At 72.1% G+C, this 24,153-nt stretch carries 24 protein-coding genes; 17 read left to right on the top strand and 7 right to left on the bottom strand.

Annotated elements, in window-relative coordinates:
* Nucleotides 1-72 precede the first annotated feature (72 nt).
* Both A6A27_RS13915 and A6A27_RS13910 read left to right on the top strand, forming a co-directional pair.
* The gene (locus tag A6A27_RS13915; RefSeq protein WP_073835012.1) at nucleotides 73-591 is read left to right on the top strand and encodes a SigE family RNA polymerase sigma factor; all 519 of its coding nucleotides are present in this window, start codon (nucleotides 73-75) and stop codon (nucleotides 589-591) included.
* Nucleotides 588-1,922 carry a hypothetical protein gene (locus tag A6A27_RS13910; RefSeq protein WP_073835011.1) on the top strand — a complete coding sequence of 445 codons (1,335 nt, stop codon included), beginning with the start codon at nucleotides 588-590 and terminating at the stop codon, nucleotides 1,920-1,922. Before A6A27_RS13915 ends, A6A27_RS13910 begins: the two co-directional genes overlap by 4 nt.
* 99 nt (nucleotides 1,923-2,021) lie before the next feature.
* Here the strand turns inward: A6A27_RS13910 and A6A27_RS13905 are convergent, their stop codons facing one another.
* Nucleotides 2,022-2,762 (bottom strand): SDR family NAD(P)-dependent oxidoreductase, encoded by a 741-nt coding sequence (locus A6A27_RS13905; protein ID WP_073835010.1) that lies wholly within the window; start codon nucleotides 2,760-2,762, stop codon nucleotides 2,022-2,024.
* Nucleotides 2,763-2,885: 123 nt separating this feature from the next.
* On the opposite strand from A6A27_RS13905, the gene A6A27_RS13900 reads away from it, so the two are divergent.
* From A6A27_RS13900 to purB, 4 genes are all read left to right on the top strand, one after another.
* Complete coding sequence (locus A6A27_RS13900; protein WP_073835009.1) at nucleotides 2,886-3,497, top strand: hypothetical protein; 612 nt, start codon at nucleotides 2,886-2,888, stop codon at nucleotides 3,495-3,497.
* Nucleotides 3,498-3,621: 124 nt separating this feature from the next.
* Nucleotides 3,622-4,137, top strand: coding sequence for a SigE family RNA polymerase sigma factor (locus A6A27_RS13895; RefSeq protein ID WP_073835008.1), 516 nt, complete (start codon nucleotides 3,622-3,624; stop codon nucleotides 4,135-4,137).
* The gene (locus A6A27_RS13890; RefSeq protein WP_073835007.1) at nucleotides 4,134-5,402 is read left to right on the top strand and encodes a hypothetical protein; all 1,269 of its coding nucleotides are present in this window, start codon (nucleotides 4,134-4,136) and stop codon (nucleotides 5,400-5,402) included. Before A6A27_RS13895 ends, A6A27_RS13890 begins: the two co-directional genes overlap by 4 nt.
* A 117-nt stretch (nucleotides 5,403-5,519) precedes the next feature.
* Nucleotides 5,520-6,941: an adenylosuccinate lyase gene (gene purB, locus A6A27_RS13885; RefSeq protein WP_073835006.1), complete on the top strand. Its 1,422-nt coding sequence runs from the start codon at nucleotides 5,520-5,522 to the stop codon at nucleotides 6,939-6,941.
* Between the two features lie 138 nt (nucleotides 6,942-7,079).
* Here the strand turns inward: purB and A6A27_RS13880 are convergent, their stop codons facing one another.
* Together A6A27_RS13880 and A6A27_RS13875 are read right to left on the bottom strand one after the other, a co-directional pair.
* The gene (locus tag A6A27_RS13880) at nucleotides 7,080-7,649 is read right to left on the bottom strand and encodes a YbjQ family protein (RefSeq protein WP_073835005.1); all 570 of its coding nucleotides are present in this window, start codon (nucleotides 7,647-7,649) and stop codon (nucleotides 7,080-7,082) included.
* A gap of 24 nt (nucleotides 7,650-7,673) precedes the next feature.
* The gene (locus A6A27_RS13875) at nucleotides 7,674-8,354 is read right to left on the bottom strand and encodes a S1 family peptidase (protein WP_073835004.1); all 681 of its coding nucleotides are present in this window, start codon (nucleotides 8,352-8,354) and stop codon (nucleotides 7,674-7,676) included.
* A 345-nt stretch (nucleotides 8,355-8,699) separates the two neighbouring features.
* On the opposite strand from A6A27_RS13875, the gene purS reads away from it, so the two are divergent.
* From purS to A6A27_RS13855, 4 genes are all read left to right on the top strand, one after another.
* Nucleotides 8,700-8,963, top strand: a complete 264-nt coding sequence (gene purS, locus A6A27_RS13870; protein ID WP_073835003.1) for a phosphoribosylformylglycinamidine synthase subunit PurS — start codon at nucleotides 8,700-8,702, stop codon at nucleotides 8,961-8,963.
* Nucleotides 8,960-9,643 carry a phosphoribosylformylglycinamidine synthase subunit PurQ gene (purQ, locus tag A6A27_RS13865; RefSeq protein WP_073835002.1) on the top strand — a complete coding sequence of 228 codons (684 nt, stop codon included), beginning with the start codon at nucleotides 8,960-8,962 and terminating at the stop codon, nucleotides 9,641-9,643. The genes purS and purQ overlap by 4 nt, the downstream gene beginning before the upstream one ends.
* 67 nt (nucleotides 9,644-9,710) lie before the next feature.
* On the top strand, nucleotides 9,711-12,521 hold the full coding sequence (gene purL, locus A6A27_RS13860) for a phosphoribosylformylglycinamidine synthase subunit PurL (RefSeq protein ID WP_073835001.1): 2,811 nt from the start codon (nucleotides 9,711-9,713) through the stop codon (nucleotides 12,519-12,521).
* A 10-nt stretch (nucleotides 12,522-12,531) separates the two neighbouring features.
* Nucleotides 12,532-13,281, top strand: a complete 750-nt coding sequence (locus A6A27_RS13855; protein WP_073835095.1) for a 2-phosphosulfolactate phosphatase — start codon at nucleotides 12,532-12,534, stop codon at nucleotides 13,279-13,281.
* Between the two features lie 275 nt (nucleotides 13,282-13,556).
* Here A6A27_RS13855 and A6A27_RS13850 read toward each other — a convergent pair whose 3' ends face one another.
* Nucleotides 13,557-15,554 (bottom strand): hypothetical protein, encoded by a 1,998-nt coding sequence (locus A6A27_RS13850; protein WP_073835094.1) that lies wholly within the window; start codon nucleotides 15,552-15,554, stop codon nucleotides 13,557-13,559.
* 230 nt (nucleotides 15,555-15,784) lie between these two features.
* On the opposite strand from A6A27_RS13850, the gene A6A27_RS13845 reads away from it, so the two are divergent.
* From A6A27_RS13845 to amcA, 5 genes are all read left to right on the top strand, one after another.
* A complete protein-coding gene (locus A6A27_RS13845; RefSeq protein WP_241825255.1) occupies nucleotides 15,785-16,072 on the top strand; it encodes a sterol carrier family protein in 288 nt (95 codons plus the stop codon).
* Between the two features lie 164 nt (nucleotides 16,073-16,236).
* Nucleotides 16,237-17,784 carry an amidophosphoribosyltransferase gene (purF, locus tag A6A27_RS13840; RefSeq protein WP_073834999.1) on the top strand — a complete coding sequence of 516 codons (1,548 nt, stop codon included), beginning with the start codon at nucleotides 16,237-16,239 and terminating at the stop codon, nucleotides 17,782-17,784.
* Between the two features lie 61 nt (nucleotides 17,785-17,845).
* Nucleotides 17,846-19,000, top strand: coding sequence for a phosphoribosylformylglycinamidine cyclo-ligase (gene purM, locus A6A27_RS13835; protein WP_073834998.1), 1,155 nt, complete (start codon nucleotides 17,846-17,848; stop codon nucleotides 18,998-19,000).
* 122 nt (nucleotides 19,001-19,122) lie between these two features.
* Nucleotides 19,123-20,226, top strand: coding sequence for a cyclophane-forming radical SAM peptide maturase AmcB (amcB, locus tag A6A27_RS13830; RefSeq protein ID WP_198940300.1), 1,104 nt, complete (start codon nucleotides 19,123-19,125; stop codon nucleotides 20,224-20,226).
* Nucleotides 20,195-20,431: a multiple cyclophane-containing RiPP AmcA gene (gene amcA, locus A6A27_RS13825; RefSeq protein WP_073834996.1), complete on the top strand. Its 237-nt coding sequence runs from the start codon at nucleotides 20,195-20,197 to the stop codon at nucleotides 20,429-20,431. The genes amcB and amcA overlap by 32 nt, the downstream gene beginning before the upstream one ends.
* Nucleotides 20,432-20,578: 147 nt before the next feature.
* Here amcA and A6A27_RS13820 read toward each other — a convergent pair whose 3' ends face one another.
* On the bottom strand, nucleotides 20,579-20,794 hold the full coding sequence (locus tag A6A27_RS13820; protein WP_073834995.1) for a DUF3073 domain-containing protein: 216 nt from the start codon (nucleotides 20,792-20,794) through the stop codon (nucleotides 20,579-20,581).
* Between the two features lie 302 nt (nucleotides 20,795-21,096).
* Nucleotides 21,097-22,179, bottom strand: a complete 1,083-nt coding sequence (locus A6A27_RS13815) for a Glu/Leu/Phe/Val family dehydrogenase (protein ID WP_073834994.1) — start codon at nucleotides 22,177-22,179, stop codon at nucleotides 21,097-21,099.
* A gap of 173 nt (nucleotides 22,180-22,352) precedes the next feature.
* Between A6A27_RS13815 and A6A27_RS13810 the strand changes: the two genes are divergently transcribed.
* Nucleotides 22,353-23,192, top strand: a complete 840-nt coding sequence (locus A6A27_RS13810; RefSeq protein WP_073834993.1) for a hypothetical protein — start codon at nucleotides 22,353-22,355, stop codon at nucleotides 23,190-23,192.
* Nucleotides 23,193-23,445: 253 nt separating this feature from the next.
* Nucleotides 23,446-23,655, top strand: coding sequence for a BldC family transcriptional regulator (locus tag A6A27_RS13805; RefSeq protein ID WP_007073996.1), 210 nt, complete (start codon nucleotides 23,446-23,448; stop codon nucleotides 23,653-23,655).
* 86 nt (nucleotides 23,656-23,741) lie between these two features.
* On the opposite strand, the gene A6A27_RS13800 is transcribed toward A6A27_RS13805, so the two are convergent.
* Nucleotides 23,742-24,122, bottom strand: a complete 381-nt coding sequence (locus A6A27_RS13800) for a PPOX class F420-dependent oxidoreductase (protein ID WP_073834992.1) — start codon at nucleotides 24,120-24,122, stop codon at nucleotides 23,742-23,744.
* Nucleotides 24,123-24,153 lie beyond the last annotated feature (31 nt).

Genomic DNA, 24,153 nt, shown 5'->3' with positions numbered 1-24,153 from the left:
TCCCGTTCCGGGCAACCCGCGCCCACCATCTCTCCGTCACCTGGGCATGAGGCGAACGAGGGGCCCCGGATCGTGAACCGGGCTGACGAGGACGAGTACCGGCAGTTCGTGGTCGCCCGGCTGGAGGCGTTGCGCCGCACGGCGTACCTGCTCTGCCGCGACTGGCACACCGCCGACGACCTGGTCTCCATCACCATCGGCAAGCTCTACCGGCACTGGCGCCGGGTCCGCGCGGCGGACAACGTCGACGCGTACGTGCGGGGTGTGCTGACCAACGCCTGGCTGGACGAGCGGCGCCGGCCCTGGCGGCGCGAGCAGGCGACGGACGAGGTGCCGGACCAGGTCGATCTGGCGTTGCCGCAGACGGCCCTGGTCGACCGGCAGGCCCTGCTCGAACTGCTGGGGGAGCTGCCGCCGCGGCGGCGGGCGGTGATCGTGCTGCGCTTCTACTGCGACCTGTCGGTGGAGGAGACCGCCGAGGCGTTGGGGATCAGCCCCGGCACGGTGAAGAGCCAGGCGGCCCGCGGCCTCGAGATGCTCCGCGTCCTCGCCACCAACGCGTCGGGCCGATCCGTGGAGGAGTGGGCATGAGCTACCGGCAGTTTCTGGACGAGGCGATCGGCGACTCGCCGGTCTCGACGATCGACGTCGATCAGGTGATCATGCGGCAGCGCCGCAACCGCAGGCTGCGTCGCTGGGGGGTATGCGGTGGCGCGGCGGCAGCGGTGCTGGGGGTGACCGCCACGGCGGCCCTCGGGCTGCCGTCGGTCGGGCGGCAGCCGGCCCCCGCCGAGCGGACCCGGATCACCACTGTGGCGGGCACGCCGGAGGACGTGGCGCGCCTGGATGCCGCGGTCGCCACGGCGGTGACCCGCCAGGCGCCCAAGGTGAAGTGGGAGGAGGAACTCTCCCCCGGCCGGCCCCGGTGGCGCTACGGCGGGCGGTCCGGCACCGAGCTGCCGAACACCGTCGACCACTACGGCGCGCAGGGGGGGATCGCGGTCGACGGGGTCGAGGCACACTTCATGGTGCAGATCGAACGGTTCGCGAGTCGGCGAACCCGCATGTCGTGTGCCTATATGACTCCGTCGGCCACCTGCCGGGACAGTGTGGGACCAAACGGCGAGCGGATCGAGGTGCTGACCGGCGGCCGTACCGACCGGCGCCCGGACGGTCAGGAAGCGACCAGTAACTATCAAAACGTGTGGGTGGTCCGGCCGGGCGACATGTTGGTGTCGGTGACCTTGATGAGTAGCATGTCGCAGCTCGACGGTGCGCTGCCGCTCACTGTCGAGCAGCAGACCGCGATCGCGCTCGACCCGGCGATCGCCCTGGCCTCGGTGCCGCCCGGCGTGGTGCTGACCCCGCCGCCGCCGCTGCCCTCCGAGGCGCCGCGGACTCCGCCGCCGAGCCCTTCCCCGCCCAGCGGCCCGTTCGACCCGGCCCAGCAGAAGCGCATCGACAACGCGGTGTTCGCCGCACTGCGTCGGGAGGTGCCCGGGGTCAAGGGTGCGGGCGGTGCGGACGCGACCCCGTCTGACCTGGCCTCGGTCTGGACGGACACCGGGGGTGACAACACCGCCGACGAGTACTGGGGACAGGGCCGGCTCCTGGTCGACAAGGCGACCGGGCTCTTCTCGGTGCAGATCTGGCGGGCCGCCCCGGGCTTCTTCGGCGATCTGACCTGCGGGAAGCGGACCAAGGTCTACAGCTGCACGGCCGGGGTCGGGCCGCACGGCGAGAAGTACCGTACCGTCACCAACACGGGCGGCTCGGCGGAGCGGACGGTCAGTGTCCGGCGCGCGGACGGCTCCTGGCTGTCGGTGACCCTCGGTGGCGACGGGGGTAAGTTCCCGCTGACCCCGGCGCAGCAGCAGGTCGTCGCGTTCGACCCGGCGATCGCCTTGGCGCCGGTGAAGTAGTGGGAAGACCGGGGCGGGCGGCCTTCACCGCCTGCCCCGGCTCCTCGTCAGGCCCGGCGGCCCCTGCCGACGGCGCCGCTCGCCCTTACAGCGACCGGGTCAGGCCGTGCCGCCGCCGTCGATGGCGATCGACGCGCCGGTGATGTGCCGCCCGCCGTCGCCCACCAGGTGGCTGACCGTCGCCGCCACGTCGGCGGGCGTCCCGTACCGGCCGAGGGCGATGTGTTCCCGCTGTGCGTCGGCGCCGGCGCTGTCCGCCGGGTTCATGTCGGTGTCGGTGGAACCGGGCAGGAGCACGTTGACGGTGATCCCGCGCGGGCCGAGTTCCCGGGCGAGGGCCCGGGTGAGGCCGTTGACCGCGCTCTTGGTCATGGCGTAGACGCTCACCCCGGGGGCCGGGACGCGGCTGGCGAAGCTGCTGCCGATGTTGACGATCCGCCCGCCGGTGCCCATGTGGCGTACCGCCGCCTGGGTGGCCAGGAAGACCCCGCGGACATGCACGGCAATGGCCCGGTCGAGGTCGTCGAGTCCGACCTCCTCGATCGGTCCGTACGAGAACACCCCGGCGTTGTTCACCAGAATGTCCAGCCGGCCCAGCTCGGCGACGGTCTGCTCGACCGCCCCGACCAGCGCTGCCGGGTCGGTGCTGTCGGCCTGGATCGCGAGGCCGGTGCGGTCGTACGCCTCGACGTCGGCGACCACGAGCTTCGCGCTGTCGCCCGCCTCGCGGTAGGTGAACGCGACGTGGGCACCGTCCTCGGCCAAGCGGCGCACGACGGCCGCACCGATACCGCGGCTTCCGCCGGTGACCAGGGCGACCTTGCCGGTAAGTCTGGACACGCTTCCCCAATCCTGTTTGTCGACTCAGGAGTGTGGTCACCCTATCCGGGTTGCCGGCCGTCCCTACCGTGGACGCCAGCCCGCCCGGACGTCACCGGCGGCGGCACCCGCGAGGGAGTGGTCATGCCCGGTCAAGCCCTGTCCCGCACCACCGTCGTCGCCCTGGCTGCCGTGCTGGCCGCCGGATGTGCGGCCACCGGCACCAACGCCACGGAGTCCACCGCCACCGCCTCGGTGACCGAGGCCCCCGGCGACCCGGCGGCGTCCACCGCACCCGCCAGCGGCGCCCCGACAACCTCCGCGGAGCCCACAGGCGACGGTACGACCGGCAGCGGGTCGACGGGCGGCGGCACCAAGAGCAACGGCGGGCAGCCCGGCAGCAGGCCGACGACGAGCGCCCCGAAACCGGCCGGCCCCACGATCGCCTACTTCCGGGTCGCCCAGAAGCCCTCCTGCCCGTCCGGCACCAACGTCAAGCCGGTCGCGGGCACCCCGGTCGTCGTGGAGTGGAAGACCAGCAACGTCGATTCGGTCGCCCTCTCCGTCGACGGCCCCGGCGTGTACGCCGACAACTACGCGCCCACGGGCAGCGAGACCCTGAACTTCCCCTGCTCCGGCGCCGAGAGCGACGTGCAGAAGCACACCTACCTGCTGACGGTCCGCAACGCCCACGGCACGCAGAAGAAGGCCCTCGTGGTGACCGCCACCGTGCACGAGATCAAGCAGGTGAACTGACCCCGGACCCGAGCCGCTGGGGCGGCGACCGGCCATCTCCTTGTTTTGATCCCGGCCCGGCGAGCAACCCCGTCGCCACTTCGTACCGTTCCCCAGGCATGAAACGGACGAGAGGTCGGGCGCGGTGAACCGCGCTGACGAAGACGAGTACCGGCAGTTCGTGACGGCCCGGCTGGAGTCGCTACGGATCACGGCGTACCTGCTCTGCCGTGACTGGCACACCGCCGACGACCTGGTGTCCATCACGATCGGCAAGCTCTACCGGCACTGGCGCCGCGTCCGCCCGATGGAGAACGTCGACGCGTACGTCCGCGGGATGCTCACCAACGCGTGGTTGGACGAGCGGCGCCGGCCGTGGCGGCGGGAACGCAGCACCGACGACGTGCCCGACCGGGCGGACGTGGCGTTCCCCGAGACCGCGCTGGCCGACCGGGAACATCTGCTCGACCTGCTGGCCCAGTTGCCGCCGCGCCGGCGGGCTGTGGTCGTCCTGCGCTTCTGGTGCGACTTCTCGGTCGAGGAGACGGCGCGGACCTTGGGCGTCAGCACCGGCACGGTGAAGAGCCAGGCGGCCCGAGGGCTGGAGAGCCTGCGCCTGCTGGCGACGTTGGATTCCGCGGTGAAGGGAGAGGGCGCATGAGCTACCGGACGATGTTCCGTGAGGCGGTCGGCGAGATCCCGCCCACCTCCATCGACATGGACCGGGTCATCGCCCGGGAGCGCCGCGCCCGGCGGCTCCGGCGCGTCGGCGTGGCGGCCCTGGCCGCGGCGGCCGTCGGTGTCGTCCTCGTCGGCAGCACCGCCGTCACCGGTCGGCCCCGGGCCGCTGTGCCGGCGGTGCCGAGTCCGACGAGCCCGGCGGTACGCACCCCAACACCGTCGTCGGGCGGCTCCTTCACCGCGATGGACATGGCCATCTTCGAAGCGGTGGGGCGGGTGGCACCGGACCTGGACTGGGCACCCGGGCGTGGCGCGCCGGAGGGTGAGGGACCGGTCTGGTTCTCCGGCCCGACTCTGGGTGGCTACGCCCCCGACGGCTACATGGGGCAGGGGAGGGTCCGGTCGGGTGACCGGATGGGCAGGCTGTCCGTGCAGATCACCAACGGCTGGGGCCCGGCCGCAGCGTGCACCGCCGAGGCGGTCAGGAGGAGCAACTGCGCCGACACGACCGGGCCGGCCGGCGAGAGGATCAGGACCCTGTCGGCCCGCAACCCGGCGCGCGGACTGGATCGGAAGCCGTCCGGAGGGGTCGCCGTGTCGAGCAGCGCGACCGTGCAGCGGTCCGACGGGGTGGTGATCATCGTGCGCATCCAGGGTGAGGACGAGAATCCCCCGCTCACCATCGCGCAGTTGATCGCGTTGGCGCTGGATCCGGCGGTCGCCGGGCAGGCCGCGCAGCCGCTGCGCGGCAACACGGAGGCCCGCCGGATGTGGATCACTAGCGTGGTACTCGCCTCGTTGCAGCGACACGTGCCCGGTGTCACGGGGGCCCAGGGGAGGGGGGCCGCCATCATTCCCGGCGACCTGGGTGCCTTCTGGGGCAGCCAGGACACTGCGGACAGCTACGCGGGCCAGGGGCGGGTCCTGGTGGACGGCGTGTCCGGGACCGTCTCGGTGCGGATCCACCGGCGGGATCCGGGCACCGCCGGTGACCTGACCTGTGACGCGAGCACCAGGACGCACACGTGCGAGGCAGGTACCGGTCCCGCCGGGGAGCGGTACCGCATCACCACGGACGGTTCTGGGGTGAAGGCGGAGCGGATCGTCCACGTGTTGCGCCGGGACGGCGTCTGGCTCGCGGTGAGCCTCACCGCCGGCGAGAAGGGGGAGCTTCCCCTGACCGCCGCGCAGCAGCGGGCCGTCGCGTTGGATCCCGCAGTCAACCTGACCGACCGTTTCGGGTAGCAGGTTGCGAGGTCGCCGGTGGGTGGTGGGCACGCCGGCGGCCTCCGGACTGTCCGCCGGGTGAGCGGCCGACTTCCTCCTCGGGGTCGTCACCGGGGTCATGGGAGACTGAGGCACGTGACGATCCCGAACGTGCTCGCCAACCGGTACGCCTCGCCCGAACTGGTCGCCCTCTGGTCGCCCGAGGAGAAGGTCCGCATGGAGCGGCGACTCTGGCTCGCCGTACTCAAGGCCCAGCGGGACCTCAGCGTGCCGGTGCCGGACGGGGTGGTCGAGGCGTACGAGCGGGTGGTCGACGACGTCGACCTGGCCTCGATCGCGGAGCGGGAGCGGGTCACCCGGCACGACGTGAAGGCCCGGATCGAGGAGTTCAGCGCGCTCGCCGGGCACGAGCACGTGCACAAGGGGATGACCTCCCGGGATCTCACCGAGAACGTCGAGCAGCTCCAGATCCGCGCCTCGCTGGAGCTGATCCGGGACCGGGTGGTCGCCACCCTGGTCCGGCTCGCCTGGCACGCCCACGAGTATTCCGGCCTGGTGATGACCGGCCGGTCGCACAACGTCGCCGCGCAGGCCACCACGCTGGGCAAGCGCTTCGCCTCGGCCGCCGAGGAGCTGTTGATCGCGTACGAGCGGCTCGATGACCTGATCGGCCGGTACCCGCTGCGCGGCATCAAGGGGCCGGTGGGCACGGCCGCCGACCAGCTCGACCTCTTCGACGGCGACGCCGAGAAGGTGGCCGAGTTGGAGCGCCGGGTCGCCGAGCACCTCGGGTTCAGCCGGGTGCTGGACAGCGTCGGCCAGGTCTACCCGCGTTCGCTGGACTTCGACGTGCTCTCCGCGCTGGCCCAGGTGGCCGCCGCGCCGTCGTCGCTGGCCACCACGATCCGGCTGATGGTCGGCCAGGAACTGGTCACCGAGGGCTTCAAGCCCGGCCAGGTGGGCTCCAGCGCGATGCCGCACAAGATGAACACCCGCTCGTCGGAGCGGGTGAACGGCTTCGCCGTGATCATCCGCGGTTACCTGTCGATGGTCGGCGAGCTTGCCGGCGACCAGTGGAACGAGGGGGACGTCTCCTGCTCGGTGGTCCGCCGGGTGGCCCTGCCGGACGCATTCTTCGCCGCCGACGGGCTGTTCCAGACCTTCCTCACCGTGCTGGACGAGTTCGGCCCGTACCCGGCGGTGATCAACCGGGAGCTGGAGCGCTTCCTGCCGTTCCTGGCCACCACCAAGATCCTGGTCGCGGCGGTCCGGCGCGGCGTCGGCCGGGAGGTCGCGCACGAGGTGATCAAGGAGCACGCGGTCGCGGTGGCGCTGGCCATGCGGGAGAAGGGTGCGGCCGAGAACGACCTCTTCGACCGCCTCGCCGCGGACGGGCGCCTCGGCCTCACCCGCGCCGAGATCGACGCTCTGGTCGCCGACCGCAACGCCTTCGTCGGCGCCGCGGGCGCCCAGATCGACCGCGTCACCGCCCGCATCGCCAAGATCGTCCAGTCCCACCCCGACGCAGCCGCCTACTCCCCACCCCCCATCCTCTAACCCACCCACCCCACCCCACCCCACCCCACCCCACCCGAGGCTGGTTGAGCATGAGGTTGGCGGCGAAGTGGATCTCTGGTACCGCCGCTAACCTCATGATCAACGCCGGCAGGCCCGGCGGTGGTGGTGGGCGGGTGGTTAGGGGGATTTGGGGGTGGGGGTTTCGGCGGCGGAGGAGAGGTTGGGGGCGCTCGCCGGTTCGGCGATGCCGCCGGGGGCCGAGGCGATCTCCGGCTCGTGGGCGGTCTCGGCCGCGACCATGGGCTGGTCCGGCGGCATGACGTCCGGCATCTTGGGTACGACGATCACCGCCGTGCCGTACGCGCAGATCTCCATCCACATCTCGCCGCAGTCGCGGCTGTCGAAGCGCATGCCGATCACCGCGTTCGCGCCGAGCCGGCGGGCCTCCTCGCCGAGCCGGGCCACCGAGTCGGTACGCCAGCGGGTGAGGTTGTCCGGCGCCATCGGGTCGTAGGCGCCACCGCGCAGGTTCTTGACCCCCTCGCGGTACGGGTTCCGGGTCCTCGCCATGGAGGAGACCACTTCGCCGAGGATCTGGCGGATCTCGTAGCCGGGCAGTTGATCCGTCGTCACGACCAGCACGTTTCCGATGCTGTCAGCCGGTCGGCGGCCCGAACGTGTGCCTTGTTCACCTGATCGGATGCTGCGAAACGAGGCGGCGCGGACGGTCGGCACGTCACCGACCATCCGCGCCGCGACCGGCGCTAACTGTCAGACACCGGCCACGGAGGTGATCCAGGACCGGTTGTACGCGACGCTGCCGTAATTCTGGATGCTCACGCCGTCGGCGGTGGAGGCCACGCCGACCTGCTGGCCGTTGTAGAACTGCGGGCCGCCCGAGTCGCCCCGCCAGGCATTCCCGCTGATCCGGGAGCTGCGGATCGCCTGTCCGCCGTACGCGTCAGAGGCGCTGTTGCTGGTCACCTGGACGGTGGCGGTCTTGAGCTGGCTGGACGGGTTGCAGCCGCTGTAGCAGGTCATGCCCCAGCCGTAGATCGAGTTGGTCGACCCGATGGGCGGGTTGCTGCTGGCCAGCGACACGGTGGAGGTGGTCACCGCGCTGGAGAGCCGCATCAGCGCGAGGTCGTAGCGGGTGTAGGTGGTGCTCACGGTGCGGGTGGTGCCGCCCGAGGCGTAGTAGACGCTGCCGACCCGGACGGACATGCTGCCGCTGATGCAGTGCCGGGCGGTGAGCACCCACTGGGACGCGATGACGCTGCCGGAGCAGGTGAACGAGCCGTTGCTGAACACCGCGGCGGCCCAGGGCGCGGAGGAGACGGTGCCGCCACCGATGATGTACGGGCCGACGGGGGCGGCGGCCGCGCCGGACGCGGCGCCGAGGACGCCGACCATGGCGACGCCGATGGTGGCGAGCAGGGAGCGGATGCGCATCGGGAACTCCTTCACGTCGGGGGTGACGGGGAGCGGGGCGACGGGTGGTCGCCAGGCTGTGCATCGACTTACATCGATGTACCGTAGGGCCCCGGCGTGGCGCTGACAAGGAGTCGATAGAGACTAACCGATGTAACGATTTGGCCACCTGGCGGCGCTGTCGTTGCTGGTAAGGGTGCGTTCCGTGCAGGCCGGGACATCCGGTGCGGCCCCCTCGACGGGGTCACGTCGATCACTGCCCGGACGCGCCGGCCGGTTCGGCCGAGGCGGTATCTGCCAGGTAGGCTGGCTGCGCTCGCCCGTAGTGGGCCGGCACCCAACTGCGTACACAGTCAGGAGTGCCCCGTGCCTCGCGTCGTCGTCGACGTCATGCTCAAGCCCGAGATCCTCGATCCGCAGGGCCAGGCCGTCGCAAACGCGCTGCCCCGGCTCGGCGTCAGCGACGTCGCCTCGGTCCGGATCGGCAGGCGGATCGAGATCGAGTTCACCGGTGAACCGGACCTGGACCGGGCCCGGGAGATCGCCGACAAGCTGCTGGCTAACCCGGTCATCGAGGACTTCACGGTCCGCGTGGTGGAGACCGACGAGCCCGTGGACGCGCGCCAGTGACCGCCCGGGTCGGTGTGGTGACCTTCCCCGGTTCGCTCGACGACGGGGACGCGGCCCGGGCCGTCCGCATCGCCGGCGCCGAGCCGGTCCGGCTGTGGCACGGCGCCCCGCAGCTGCACGGCGTGGACGCCGTGGTCCTGCCCGGTGGCTTCTCCTACGGTGACTACCTGCGGTGCGGCGCCATCGCCCGGTTCGCCCCGGTCATGGAGACGATCGTGGACGCCGCCCGGGGCGGCCTGCCCGTGCTCGGCATCTGCAACGGCTTCCAGATCCTCTGCGAGGCCCACCTGCTGCCGGGCGCGCTCACCCGCAACCAGCACCTGCACTTCCGTAACCGGGACCAGATCCTCCGCATCGAGGCCGCCGGCACCGCCTGGACCAACGCGTTCCAGCCGGGCCAGGAAGTGCTGATCCCGGTCAAGAACGGCGAGGGCTGCTACGTCGCCGACCCGGCGACGCTGGACCGCCTGGAGGCCGAGGGTCGGGTTGTCGCCCGCTACCTCGGCGGCAACCCCAACGGTTCGCAGCGCGACATCGCCGCGATCACCAACGAGGCCGGCAACGTGGTCGGCATCATGCCGCATCCCGAGCACGCGGTGGAGGCGCTCACCGGCCCCTCCCTGGACGGTCTCGGCTTCTTCACCTCGGTGCTCAAGCACCTGGTGGGGGCGCCGGCGTGACCGTGCGCGGCGGGATCATCGGTCAGCTCACCCGCCGCCTTGGCGGCGAGCGCAGCGAGGAGAGGTCATGACCACCCATCCGGACCCGGACCTGCGGGAGGCACCGGGCGCCCACCCGGCCGACCCGGCGGAGCCGCGTACGGCCACCGTGGTGCCGCAGGCCGGCCCGGCCGACGACTGGACCGCGGCCGTGGACACCGTGCCCCGGGCCACCGGCACGCCGGACGAACTGCAGCCGTACGCGGAGCTGGGCCTCCGCGACGACGAGTACGACCGGATCCGGCACATCCTCGGCCGCCGGCCCACCCAGGCCGAGCTGGCCATGTACTCGATCATGTGGAGCGAGCACTGCTCCTACAAGTCGAGCAAGGTGCACCTGCGCCAGTTCGGCGAGAAGGCCCCGCCGAGCGACCGGCTGCTGGCCGGCATCGGTGAGAACGCCGGCGTGGTCCAGGTCTCCGACGAGCTGGCGGTGACCTTCAAGGTCGAGTCGCACAACCACCCGAGCTTCGTCGAGCCGTACCAGGGCGCGGCGACCGGCGTCGGCGGCATCGTCCGCGACATCCTCGCCATGGGTGCACGTCCGGTCGCGGTGATGGACCCGCTGCGCTTCGGCGCGGCCGACCACCCGGACACCGCCCGGGTGCTGCCCGGCGTGGTCGCCGGCGTCGGCGGTTACGGCAACTGCCTCGGCCTGCCGAACATTGGCGGCGAGGTGGTCTTCGACCCCTGCTACCAGGGCAATCCGCTGGTCAACGCGCTCTGCCTCGGCGTGCTGCCGGTCGACCGGCTGCAGAAGAAGGAGGCCGCCGGCCCCGGCAACGTCGTGGTGCTGATGGGCGCCAAGACCGGCCGGGACGGCATCGGCGGCGTGTCGGTGCTGGCCAGCGCCACCTTCGACGAGGGCAGCGAGCAGCGCCGCCCGTCCGTCCAGGTGGGCGACCCGTTCACCGAGAAGCTGCTGATCGAGGCGTGCCTGGAGCTGTACGACGCCGAGCTGGTCGTCGGCATCCAGGACCTCGGCGGCGCCGGCCTGACCTGCGCGCTCACCGAGACCGCCGCGGCGGCGGGCACCGGCATGCGGGTCTGGCTGGAGCGGGTGCCGCTGCGGGAGCCCTCGATGGAGCCGCACGAGATCCTGGCCAGCGAGTCCCAGGAGCGGATGCTGCTGGTCGTCGCCCCGGACAAGCTGGAGGCGGTGCTCAAGACCGCCGAGAAGTGGGGCGTGCTCGCCACCGCGATCGGTGAGGTCACCCCGCCCGCGCCGGACGGCCAGCCGGGCCGCCTGGTGGTCTCCTGGCGCGACCACGTCGTGGTGGACGTGCCGCCGGGCTCCCTGGTCGACGACGGTCCGGTGTACGCCCGCCCGATGCGGGAGCCGGCCGACCTGATCCTGCTCCAGGCCGACCGCGCGGAAACGCTGCCCCGGCCGAGCAACCCGGAGGCGCTGCGGGAGACCGTGCTGCGCATGATCGCGTCGCCGAACCTGGCCGACAAGACCTGGGTCACCGAGCAGTACGACCGGTATGTGCTGGGCAACACCGTGCTCGCCCAGCCGGAGGATTCCGGCGTGATCCGGATCGACGAGCGGACCGGCCTCGGGGTCGCCCTCTCCGTCGACGGCAACGGCCGGTACGCGCGCCTCGACCCGTACCACGGGACGAAGCTGGCGCTGGCCGAGGCGTACCGGAACGTGGCGGTGACCGGCGCGAAGCCGATCGCCGTGACCAACTGCCTCAACTTCGGCTCGCCGGAGGACCCGGGCGTGATGTGGCAGTTCGCCGAGGCCGTCCGCGGCCTGGCGGACGGCTGCCTGGAGCTCGGCATCCCGGTGACCGGCGGCAACGTCAGCTTCTACAACCAGACCGGCCCGGCACCCATCCATCCGACTCCGGTGGTCGGCGTGCTGGGCGTGCTGGACAACGTCGCCGACCGGGTGCCGATGGGCTTCGTGCCGCGTCCTGGCGGCGACCACGACCAGCTCTTCCTGCTGGGTGAGACGCACGTCGAGCTCTCCGGCTCGGAGTGGGCGTGGGTGACCCACGAGCACCTCGGCGGCATCCCGCCGCAGGTCGACCTGGCCCGCGAGCGGCAGCTCGCCGAGCTGCTGGCCGCCGCCGCCCGGGTGGGGCACCTCACTTCCGCGCACGACCTCTCCGACGGTGGCCTCGCCCAGAGCCTGGTCGAGTCGTGCCTGCGGCGTGGCGTCGGGGCCCGGGTCGCCGTGCCCGAGCACTTCGCCGGCGGGTCGATGCCGTTCGTCTTCCTGTTCAGCGAGTCGGCCGGCCGCGCGCTGGTGTCGGTGCCGCGTGGGCACGAGAAGGCGTTCGCCGCGCTCTGCGCCGAGCACGGGGTGCCGTGGGAGTTCATCGGGGTCACCGACCCGGCCGGCGGCGCGCTGGAGGTGCACGACCAGTTCCGGATCGGCCTCGACGAGCTGCGCGCCACGCACACGGCGACCCTGCCGCGCCTCTTCGGCGGCGTGGAGGCGGGCCAGATGGCGGCACTTGGTGCGGGCGTTGTCCCGGCCGTCGGCGAGCAGCCGGCGGGCGACCCGGCGACCGATCCGGCCCTCGACCCGGCCGGCCAGGCGGACGGCGGGGCGCCGGCGGGGGCGGCGGACGCTCCCGTGGCGGCCCAGGACGCCGCCGTGGAGGCGTCGGAGGCTCCGGGCGTTCCCGTGGTCGCTACGGATGCGGCGGCGGAGGCGAGTGACGCCCCGGCGGAGGCCGGGGACGCCGCGCCGGGCACCGACGGGCCCGATGTCCCGGTCGACGCCCCCGAGGCGACGTCCGACCCGGCGACGGCCGGGCCGGCGGGCTCCGCGACGGCTGCCGGTGACCCGGACGACCAGGCCCCCGCGCCGGATCAGCGCTGAGGCCCTGGCCTTGGCCGCCTACGCCCAACCCGGCTCCGGCGCCCGGTTCGACTGGGGGCTGACCGGGGCGGCGGAACTCGGCCGGGTCTGCGCGGCCCTGGTGGTGGTGGACGTGCTCTCGTTCACCACCGCCGTCGAGGTGGCGGTCGGTCGCGGCATGCGCGTGCACCCGTTCCCCTGGGGGGAGCAGGCCGCCGAGTACGCCCGCCGGGTGGGGGCGGTCGCCGCGGTCGGCCGCCGGCAGATGACCCTGGAGCATCCATGGTCGCTCTCGCCGGCGGCGTTGCGGACCGCACCGGCTGTCGCCGATCTGGTCCTGCCCTCGCCGAACGGCTCGGCGATCAGCGCCGCCGCGAGCGCCACCGGTCTGCCGGTGGTGGCGGCGTGCCTGCGTAACGCGCCCGCCGTCGGGCGATGGCTGCGCGCCCAGGGGTACGGCTCGAACGACGCGCCGGTGGGCGTGGTGGCGGCCGGTGAGCGCTGGCCGGACGGTTCACTGCGCCCCTGCGTGGAGGATCAGCTCGGGGCGGCCAGCGTGCTGGACGCCCTGTCCGGGGTGCCGGGCGGGCTCTCGGTGGAGGCGGCGATGGCCCTGGCCGCGCTGGCCAGCACGCCTGACGTGCCGGCCGCTGTCCGGGGGTGCGTCTCCGGGCGGGAACTCGCCGAGGGCGGCTTCGCCGGCGACGTGGAGGTCGCTGTCCAGGTGGGTGTCTCCGACGTGGTGCCGGTTCTGCGCCAGGGTTACTTCGCCGCCGCCTGACTCGGCTCCGCCGGCTGGCCCGGCTCTACCGGTTCGGTCCGTGGTCCGCCGCCTGGTCCGGCGCTGTCTGCTGGTCCGGCTCTGCCCGTTGGTCAGGCCCTGCCTGTTGGTCCGGCTCCGGCCGGTGTTTCGGCGCGCCGGCTGCTTGGGTGTCGGTGACTACCGACCTCCCGCGGGTCGGCCACTGCGGACTGCTGTGTCGATCATGCGAAGTGGCCGCCCGGATCGTCCGGGCGGCCACTGTCGATATCGGTGCGGGGCATGTGGCCCCGCGGTCAGTCGTCCAGCCAGTCGAGGCGGCGGCCGCCGCGCTCCTGCGGGCCGTCGGATCGGCCCCGGCCGGCCTGGGCCTGATCGCCGTAGTATCCGCCCTGGTCGTAGCCCTGGTTGTCGTAGCCACCGGTCCGCTGCTGCGGCGGCTGCTCGTGGCCGTGGCCGCCCTGCTGCGGCTGGCCGTAGCCGGCGCCGCCGCCGTAGCCGCCCCGCTGGTCGTGGCCGTCGTAGCCCTGCTGCGGGCCGTTGTCGTACCCGCCGCGCTGGTCGTAGCCGTCGTAGCCCTGCTGGCCGCCGTCGTAGCCGCCCGACGGCCCGTTGTCATAGCCACCGGAGGGGCCGCCGTAGCCGCCACCCTGGCCGTAGCCGGTGCCCGGCTCCGAGCCGCGGCCGTACTGTCCCTGGCCCGGCTGGTCGTAGCCGCGACCCTGGTCCGGCTGGTCGTAGCCGCGGCCCTGGTCCGGCTGGTCGTAGCCGCGGCCCTGGTCCGGCTGGTAGGTGCTGGTCGGGTACGGGTCGGCCGGCGGCGCGTACTGGGTGTTGTCGCCGGTGTAGCGGCCGGTCGGCTCGTCGTACCGCTCGCCGCCGTAGCCGCCGCCCTGAGCGGGCGGGTAGCCGCCGGCACCGGCGCCGTAATCCCGGCTGCCGTAGCCGCCACCCGAGGAGGGCGCGTTGCCGTAGCCGCTACCCGAGGAGGGCGCGTTGCCGTAGCTGTTGTGGCCGTAGCCACCCTGGCCGGCCGGCTCGTCGCCGTAGCCACCGCCGCCCCAGCCGTCCTGCCCACCGCCGACGCCGTACGCGGGCCCGGGCCCGGGCGGGGCGCCGTACGGGTCCGGCGGGACGTCGTCCACGACCGGGCGGTGCATCATGGTCGGCGCGTCGCTGAGCGAGGGGCCGCCGACCATCGTCGGCGCCGCTCCGGCGCCCATGCCGTTGACCACCCGGGTCTGGTCGTCGGCGCCCCGGTAGGCGCCCCGGGCGGCCGGCACCGCACCCGCGCCCGCCGGGCCACCCGGACCCATCGGACCACCTGGGCCGTCACCGTCGTCGTCGCCCTCGTTCTTGCGCTTCATGTAGAGCAGCACGATGGTGCCGACGCCCACGGCCACGAAGAGACCGCCGAGCAGGATCAGCAGCCAGTTGCCGAAGCCGCCGGAGTCCTGCTGGGCGTCGGGCTGCTGCCCCGCCGCCTCGGTGGCCGGCGTTTCGGTGGCCTCCTCGGTCGGCTCCTCGGTCGGCACCGCCTCTGCGGTGGCGGACGGCGACGGGCTCGGGCTCTTCTCGACCTTGATCGGCACGCTGATCCGCACGCCGGTCACGGCCTGGCCGGCCGCCGCGTTAACCGTCTTGTAGCCGGTCTTGCCATCCTTGCCAGAGGCCAGGTCGACCCGGCCGGGCGCGATCGGTTCCGAGGACGAGCCGGTGAACCGGAAGTTGCCGCTGCCGTCGGTGTTGGTCTGGCGGGTGATGCCCTTGCTGTCCCGGAGCATGACCACGACGCCCTCGAGCGGCTCGCTGTTGTCCGCGATGACCACCTTGCCGGAGATCGACTTGACCGTCTCCGCCTCCGCCGGCTGGGTCTTGGCAACCAGCGTGACGGTCGTTGAGCCTTCCTGCCTCTGCTTCAGGGGCCCTGTTGCCTCGGTGGCTGTGACCGTGATCTGAGCGGACCCGCTCGCCGCATCGTCCGCGAGCTTGAAGGTGGCTTCGTAGGTGCCACTCGCGGTGACCTTGCCCCGGAAGCACTTGTCGACACAGGTCAGCTTCGGATTACTCGAGGAGAAGCTGATGTCGGCCGGTTCGCCCGCAGAGCCGAATGTAAGGGTGTAGCTGATCTTTGTGGTTTTGCCTGCTTCAACCGTGCTGGGCGAGGCGGAGACGTCAGAGACGTCAGGCGGGGCCGCGAAGGCGGGTGTGGCGGGGACGGCGAGTAGCGCGCCGACGACCAGCGCCACCACCACACCGGCCCGCTGCTTCCAGGCACGTCGGTGTGTTGACACGTCCACCGCCTTCCGGGTCTGATCTCTCCCCGCCGGCCGGCGCCGGGCCGGGGACGATCACTCACGGTACGAATACGCCGTCGGCAACTATGCCTTGTCTGGCCGGATCATCTCTACCCAGGGCCAGCGTCGACCGTGATGCTGCCGAATCGTATCGTCCCGTCGTGTCCTCTCCGCACACTAAGTCCGCCGCAGTCGCGGCCGCGTTGACAGCGCTGGATGAGGGGCGTATGCCCGAACGGCCGGTGTTCCGGGAGGCGGTCCGTACCCTGCTGGCCGTCCTCGCCGAGCGCGCCCCTGGCCGATCGGTGGAGGTCCGGGTTCCACCATATGGTGCCGTGCAGTGCGTGGCCGGGCCGCGACACACCCGTGGTACGCCGCCGAACGTGGTGGAGATGGACCCGGAGACCTGGCTCGCGTTGGCCAGCGGCCGCCTCGGCTGGGCGGAGGCGGTCGCCGAGGGTCGCGTACGGGTCAGCGGGATCCGCGCCGACCTCGCCGACCACCTCCCGCTCTAGCTGGGGCACGCCCGCCCGCCATCACGATCAGCAGGCGAGCCGTGACTGTCAGTGTCGACTGCTGTTCGCGTACACTGTCAGGCGACGACGGCCCCGGCCGATCCGCGCGGAGCTGGCCCCCGACTCCGCCAGGCCGGGTCCAGACCAGCATGAGGGAGCGGCAGGTGCCCCGAGGCGATGGCCGGCTGAGCCACGACCTTGACCCCCAGCGACCCGGCCCCCAGGACGCGTGTGGCGTCTTCGGTGTCTGGGCCCCGGGGGAGGAGGTCGCCAACCTGACCTACTTCGGGCTGTACGCCCTGCAGCACCGCGGCCAGGAGGCCGCGGGCATCGCGGTGAGCGACGGCTCCGGGGTGGTGGTCTACAAGGATCTTGGCCTGGTGGCCCAGGTGTTCGACGAGCCGACGCTGGCCAGCCTGCGCGGGCACGTCGCGATCGGGCACGCGCGCTACTCGACCACGGGTGGCTCGACCTGGGAAAATGCCCAGCCGACCATCCGGGCGACCAGTTCCGGCACCACGATCGCGCTGGCCCACAACGGCAATCTGGTCAACACCGCCGAGCTCCAGCGCGAGGCGGCCACGCGGGGCATGGACTCCGACGGCTCGACCAACGACACCTCGTTGGTCACCATGCTGCTGGCCAGCCGTCCTGATCTTTCCGTCGAGGCGGCCGCGCTGGAGGTGCTGCCCCAGCTGCGCGGCGCGTTCAGCTTCGTGTTCATGGACGAGTCGACCCTCTACGCGGCCCGCGACCCGCACGGGGTGCGCCCCCTGGTGCTCGGCCGGCTGGAGCGCGGCTGGGTGGTCGCCAGCGAGACCGCCGCGCTGGACATCGTCGGCGCCAGCGTGGTCCGCGAGGTCGAGCCCGGCGAGCTGATCGCCATCGACGAGGACGGGCTGCGATCCACTCGGTTCGCCGCCCCGGAGCCGAAGGGCTGCCTCTTCGAGTACGTGTATATCGCCCGCCCGGACGCCACCATCGCCGGGCGCAACGTGCACGCCGCCCGGGTGCAGATCGGCCGCCAGCTCGCCCGGGAACACCCGGTCGAGGCCGACCTGGTGATCCCGGTGCCGGAGTCCGGCACCCCGGCCGCGATCGGCTACGCGGAGGAGTCCGGGATCACCTACGGCCAGGGCCTGATGAAGAACCCGTACGTCGGGCGCACCTTCATCCAGCCGTCGCAGACCCTGCGCCAGCTCGGCATCCGGCTCAAGCTGAACCCGCTGCGGGCGAACGTCCGGGGCAAGCGCCTGGTCGTGGTGGACGACTCGATCGTCCGTGGGAACACCCAGCGGGCCATCGTGCGGATGCTGCGCGAGGCGGGCGCCCTGGAGGTCCACGTGCGGATCTCCTCCCCGCCGGTCAGCTGGCCCTGCTTCTACGGCATCGACTTCGCCACGCGGGCCGAGCTGCTGGCCAACGGGCTGGACAACGAGGGCATCCGGCGGTCGATCGGGGCGGACACGCTGGGCTACGTATCGCTGCCCGGCCTCATCGCCGCGACCGAGCAGCCGAAGACGCGGCTCTGCCGGGCGTGTTTCGATGGGGAGTACCCGATCGAACTGCCGGCCGGGCACCTGATCGGCAAGCACGTGCTCGAAGGCGTGGGCCGGCGGGTCACCGCCGAGGCGGCCCAGGCCACCGCTGACATCACCACCGCTGCACTCGGCGACAACCGCAAGCCGTCGGCCGCTACCCACCGCCCATAGCACCTCCGACGCGGGTCGCTCACCGCAACAGCGGCCCGCGAGAACCACAAAGGGGAGAACCGTGACGCACGTGTCCGAGCGCAGCGGCGCAGGAACCAGCCCAACGGGCGCCGGTGGCGACCGCCAGCCCTGGACGGCTGGCACGAGCCGTACGACGCGCAAACGTTCGGTCTCCTACGCCGACGCCGGGGTGTCGATCGAGGCGGGCGACCGCGCGGTCGAGCTGCTCAAGTCCAAGGTCAAGCAGACCCGGCGCCCGGAGGTCCTGGGTGACCTGGGCGGCTTCGCCGGCCTGTTCCGGCTGGACACCAAGAAGTACAAGAACCCGATCCTCGCCTCCTCGACGGACGGGGTCGGCACCAAGCTGGTGATCGCCCAGCAGCTCGACATCCACGACACGGTCGGCATCGACCTGGTCGCGATGGTGGTCGACGACCTGGTCGCCTGCGGCGCCGAGCCACTGTTCCTGCTCGACTACATCGCCACCGGTGAGGTCGTGCCGGACAAGGTCGCCGAGATCGGCGCGGGCATCGCCGACGGTTGCCGGTACGCGGGCTGCGCCCTGCTCGGCGGCGAGACCGCGGAGCACCCGGGCGTGCTGCGTCCCGACGAGTACGACATCTCCGCCACCGGTGTCGGCGTGGTGGAGGAGAGCGAGATCCTCACCTCCGAGCGGGTCGAGGTGGGCGACGTCGTGATCGCGATGCGCTCCTCCGGCCTGCACTCCAACGGCTACTCGCTGGTCCGGCACGTGCTGCTGGGCGCCGGCCGGATGCGGCTGGACGTGGTGATCGAGGACTTCGGCCGGCAGCGCACCCTCGGCGAGGAGCTGCTCACCCCTACCAAGATCTACGCCCAGGACTGCCTCAAGCTGATCGCCGAGGCCGAGGTGCGGGCGTTCGCCCACGTCACCGGCGGCGGCATCCCGGGCAACCTGGTCCGGATCCTGCCGGAGCACGTCGACGCGGTGGTCAACCGCTCCACCTGGAAGCCCCAGCCGGTCTTCGACCTGATCCAGTCCAAGGGCCGGATCGAGGACCCGGAGATGGAGGCGACGTTCAACATGGGCGTCGGCATGTTCGCCATCGTCTCCGCCGAGGACGCCGACCGCGCGCTGGCCACCCTGACCGGCCGGGGCGTCGACGCCTGGCAGGCCGGCGAGATCATCGAGGGCTCCGGCAACGTGCAGATGATCGGGCAGCACACCCGGGGATGATCACACTCTGGTGATCATCCGGGCACCTGATCGGGGGTTCACCCGAGTAGCCACCGCCGCCTAGCCTGAAGGGCACTTCGGGCTGATGGGGAGGGTTGATGGCTGCTCGTACGCATCCCGGGATGCGCGGCATCGCCGCCGTCCCGTCGTACGTGGTGATGCAGCCGACCACGCTCTGCAATCTCGACTGCGCCTACTGCTACCTGCCGATGCGGGCGGTGGACCTGCGGATGCCGGTCGCGGTCGCCGAGGCGGTGGCGGCCGCGGTGAACCCGTGGGCGGCCGTCGGCCGCTTCTCCGTCGTCTGGCACGGCGGGGAGCCCCTCGCGGCCGGCCGAGAGCATCTGGCGGCCCTGCTGGCCCCGTTCGGCCCGGAGGTGGAGCATCACGTCCAGACCAACGCCACGCTGATCGACGACGCCTGGTGCGCGTTCTTCGCCGAGCACGGCATCCGGGTCAGCGTGAGCGTGGACGGGCCGCGGGAGCGCAACGCCGAGCGGGTCACCCGGGGCGGCCGGCCGGCGTACGACCGGATCCTGGCCGGGGTGGCCGCGCTGCGCCGGCACGGGTTGCCCTTCTCGGCCCTCGCCGTGGTGTCCCGGCCCGCGCCGGGCCTGGCCACCGAGCTGTACGACTACTTCCTCGACCTCGGCTGCGACGTGCTGGGCGTCAACATCGAGGAGACCGAGGGGGTCAACACCCGGAGCAACGCCCGGGACGCCGTCGCGGTGACCGGATTCTGGGCGGAACTGGTCGGCGCCTGGCGCCGGGATCCCCGGATCCACCTGCGCGAGGTGGAGTGGACCCTGCGGTACGCCGGGGCCGTCCTGGCCGGCACGGCGGACGACCTGCTGCCCCGCCATCTCGACCCGATCCCCACCGTCGCCCACGACGGTACGGTGGTGGTGCTCTCCCCCGAGCTGGCCGGCTTCACCGACGCTCGGTACGGCGACTTCAGCAGCGGCAACGTGCTGAGCACCCCGCTGGCCGAGATCCTCTCCGGTGCGGGGCGTACGCCCTGGGTCGGTGAGTTCCTCGCCGGCGTCGAGGCGTGCCGGTCGTCCTGCCCCTACTTCGGGTTCTGTGGCGGCGGCCACGCCGCCAACCGCTACTTCGAGCTGGGCCGTTTTGACGGTACGGAGACCGAGCACTGCCGCAACAGCAAGATCCGCCTACTGGAGGGAGTGTTGGAGCATGCCCGAGACCGCGAGTCGCCGGCAGCCTGAGCGCGTCGGGGAAGCCGCACCGGACCCGGTGGCGGACCGCGTGCGGGAAGCCGCTGTGGGATTGACCGCTCTGCTCCACGAGGCCGAGGCCGCGCGGCTGCTGCGGGCGGAGGTGTCGGGCGGTGACGGGGCCAGCGCGGTATGCGCCTGGAACCACTTCGAGAACATCCCGACGTTCTACAACTGGAACAACCGGCCGCGCTGACGCCAGCCGTCCGCGATCAAGGACCTGCCGGTGCGCCCGGGCGCGGCCCGGTGCGGCAGGTCCCTGATCGTCGGTCGGTACGCCGGCTTCCGCTGAGCACATGCGTGAGCACGCGGGGGCTACCGCGTGCTCAGATGTGACCGGAGGTCAGCGGGTCGGACGGGCCCAGGTGTCCGGGTCGTCGTCCGCGTGGTCCTCGTCATCGTCGTCGACATACTCTTTGTAGTCGTCGTCGAAGTCGTGGTCCGACTTGCCGCTGCCGCCGAGTTCTCGCTGCAAGGCGGCGAGGTCGGTGTTCGGGGAGTGGTACTTCAACTCCCGGGCCACCTTTGTCTGCTTGGCCTTAGCACGGCCGCGCCCCATGGCTCGACCCCCTCGCACAGAATGCGGGGCAGCCCGAAGGCGGGCCCCGATGACGTCAGGCATCTCTCGTGGCTCTTACGGTACATGGGGATGCCACCGTTCGGCACCTCGGGTTACCGTCAGCCGGCCCTGCGCGTCGCAGTGTTCCGGCCGTCACAAATTGTACCCGGTAAGGAGCGGGCACCGTGACCGGCCGTGACACCGGACAAACCATCGCGAAGCTGCCTAATTTCCAGCTTAACGCCGGCAAGGTCAGCCCCGCACGCCGGGGACGGAGCGGTGCCCCGCCCCCGGCGTGATGTTCACCGCAGGTGGATCGTCCGCAGCCGGCCGACCTCGGCCATGCGCCGCTCGGCGAGCCGGTCCGCGGCCACCGCCGGCGGGACGCCCTCGTCGTCGGCGAGCCGCAGGATCTCCCGGGTGGTGTCGTAGATCCGGGTCGCCCGCAGCTTCGCCCGCTCGAAGTTGAAGCCCTCGATCTCGTCGGCGACCTGGATCACGCCGCCGGCGTTGACCACGTAGTCGGGGGTGTAGAGGATGCCCCGGTCGGCGAGGACCTTCTCGATGCCCGAGTGGGCGAGCTGGTTGTTCGCCGCGCCGGTGACCACCTTGGCCCGCAGCACCGGCACCGTGTCGTCGTTCAGGGCGCCACCCAGCGCGCACGGGGCGTACACGTCGATGTCGGAGGCGATCAGCGCGGCGGTGTCGTCGACCAGCTCGACCTGCGGGTGGGTGGTGCGCACCCACTCGAGGGCCTTCGGGTTGACATCGGTCGCCACGACCTCGGCCCCGTCGCTCAGCAGGTGCCCGGTCAGGTATTTGCCGACCTTGCCCAGGCCCGCCACGCCGACCCGGCGCCCGGCCAGCGTCGGGGCACCCCAGACGTGCTCAGCGGCGGCCCGCATGCCCTGGAAGACACCCCAGGCGGTCAGGATGGAGGAGTCGCCGGCACCGCCGTGCTCCACGCTGCGTCCGGTGACGTACCGGGTCTCCCGGGCGATCACGTCCATGTCGGCGACGTAGGTGCCGACATCGCAGGCGGTGTAGTAGCGCCCGCCGAGGGACTCCACGAAGCGGCCGTACGCGCGCAGCAGCGCCTCGCTCTTGATCTGCTCCGGGTCGCCCCAGATGACGGCCTTGCCGCCACCGAGGTCGAGGCCGGCCAGGGCGTTCTTGTAGGCCATGCCGCGGGAGAGGTCGAGCACGTCGGCGAGGGCCTCCGCCTCGCTGGCGTACGGGTAGAACCGCGTGCCGCCGAGCGCGGGCCCGAGCGCGGTGGAGTAGATCCCGATGATCGCCTTGAGGCCGGACTGCGTGTCCTGGCAGAACACGACCTGTTCGTGGCCGGTGGATCCGGGGTCGTCGGTGCTGGCGAATACGCCCATTGCTGACTCCTGTGTCGGTGTGCGTCCTTGTGGGGCGCGGACCTGGTGGCGTGCCGGCGGGATGCTGCCGGTGCTGCAGAGCCTAATATCGGCCGGGACCGTACTGTCGTGCACGTCACGGCCCCCCGTCACGCCGGCGACGCAGGGGTCCCGTCTCGTGGGAGGATCGCCCCGTGCCGTCGCTCTTCGCTTCTTACCTGCGGGTGTATGAGCCGCTGACCGCTTTCGACCGCGACCGCCAGTCGTTCTGGCGCCGGTACGTCAGCGAGGGCCGGGCGGTCGCTCCGTTGGAGGGCCCGGTCCGGCAGCGCACCGCGGTGATCGAGGCGCTCGGTGCGGGCTGGACCCGGCTGCCCGACCTGCCGGACGAGGCGTACGTGCTGGAGACCGACGACACATTGCTGGTCTGCCCGTGGAGCCTGCGGGTCCGGGTGGCGGAGGCGGCGCTGAGCGCCCGGGACGGGGTGCCGTCGGTGCTGGCCGACGCGTTCGTCCCGCCCACCCTGGCCGGGCAGGCCAAGGCGGTGGTGGAGGACTGGCGCAGCGGGGCGCGGGTGCTGGAGCACGGGGTGCCCCGGGTGCACGAGCAGATCGCCACCTGGGGGGTGCCGCTGCGCTGGTTCGTGCTCTTCGACCGGCAGGAACGGCAGTTGGTGACCGAGCCGGACCGGCGCGCGCTGCGCTACCGGACGGAGATCTCCAAGGCGCGCCGCCGGTCGTCCCGGGCGCTGTCGGTGCTGCGCAAGTCGGTCGGGGACGCCCCGATCACCGAGGCGGTCGAGGAGGCCGCCCGCTGGCTGGAGGAGTTCCACCCGCGCTCGGTGGTGGAGCTGGACTACGGCGGCCTGGTGCAGCTGCTGCCGGACGAGACGCTGGCCGCCGACGACTCGACCGAGCTGGTCGCGACCGGGCTGGCCGGGCTCTCCCGGGGCGAGGCGGAAGAGGCGTCGGCGGCGTACGACAAGCTGGTCGCCCGGTGGCGGGCGGTGCAGCTGCTGGAGCGCTGCAACTAGCCCGAATTGCCCGATGGATACCTCTCGATGCGAGAGTGTCTCGTAGTTGACGCATCACGAACCGTGATCATGAGTCCTAATAAGGTACTGTCTGCGACGTAAAAGTCGTAAAAATCGGGCATGGTTCATCCGTCCGTCTAGGGACCTTCAGCCGTTCGGCCCATGTCGGACATCGGGGACTAGCCGGACCATGGGAGACGCGTCGGCCGGCGGGACCCCGGCCGATGTCTATACATGTGGAGGAGTGACCCCAATGGCATCGCGAACGCATGAACCAGAGCCGCTACTCACACCGGCCGAGGTGGCGTCGATGTTCCGTGTCGACCCGAAGACGGTGACCCGGTGGGCCAAGGCTGGCAAGCTTAGCGCGATCCGGACCCTGGGCGGCCACCGCCGCTACCGCGAATCGGAGGTCCGGGCCCTGCTGCAGGGGCAGATTCCCCAGCAGCGCCAGGGAGACTGACCACCGGACTTTCTCAGGCGTTCCGATCAGGGGCGGCCGGACGTACGCGCAAGCGGCGATCCGCCGCCCTTAATCGTGTCCGGGGTTCACTCGTCCAGCACGACGCGCAGCCCCACCGTGCCGCGCTCGCCACGGCGCAGCCGGCTGCCCAGCAGACTGAGCCGCCCGATCATGCGGTACTTGTGCTTCAGCAGTCCGCGGATCCGTTGGGTCCCGACCAGATCGCAGATCGCCGCGTGCCCCGGTAGCGCCTCGCCGTGCGGCCGGCCGCGGACGTCGCACGGTGCCACGGTCACTCGGCCGTCCCGCCGGATCCGCTTGACCTTGCCGGAGTCCGACGCCGTCCACACCGCCAGCGCGTCCCCGTCCCGCACCGCCCAGACCGGCGTCGCCACTCCCCGGCCGTCCTTGCGGAACGTCGTGAGCAGCACGTACTTCTCCGCCGCAAGGCGGTCCAGGTCGGTCACGCCGCCCAGGATACGGCCGCGACAGCCCGAC

The organism is Micromonospora sp. CB01531 (assembly GCF_001905095.1).
Lineage (GTDB): Bacteria > Actinomycetota > Actinomycetes > Mycobacteriales > Micromonosporaceae > Micromonospora.
Note: the sequence above shows the minus strand (reverse complement) of the source record. Positions and strands in the feature narration are given on the sequence as shown.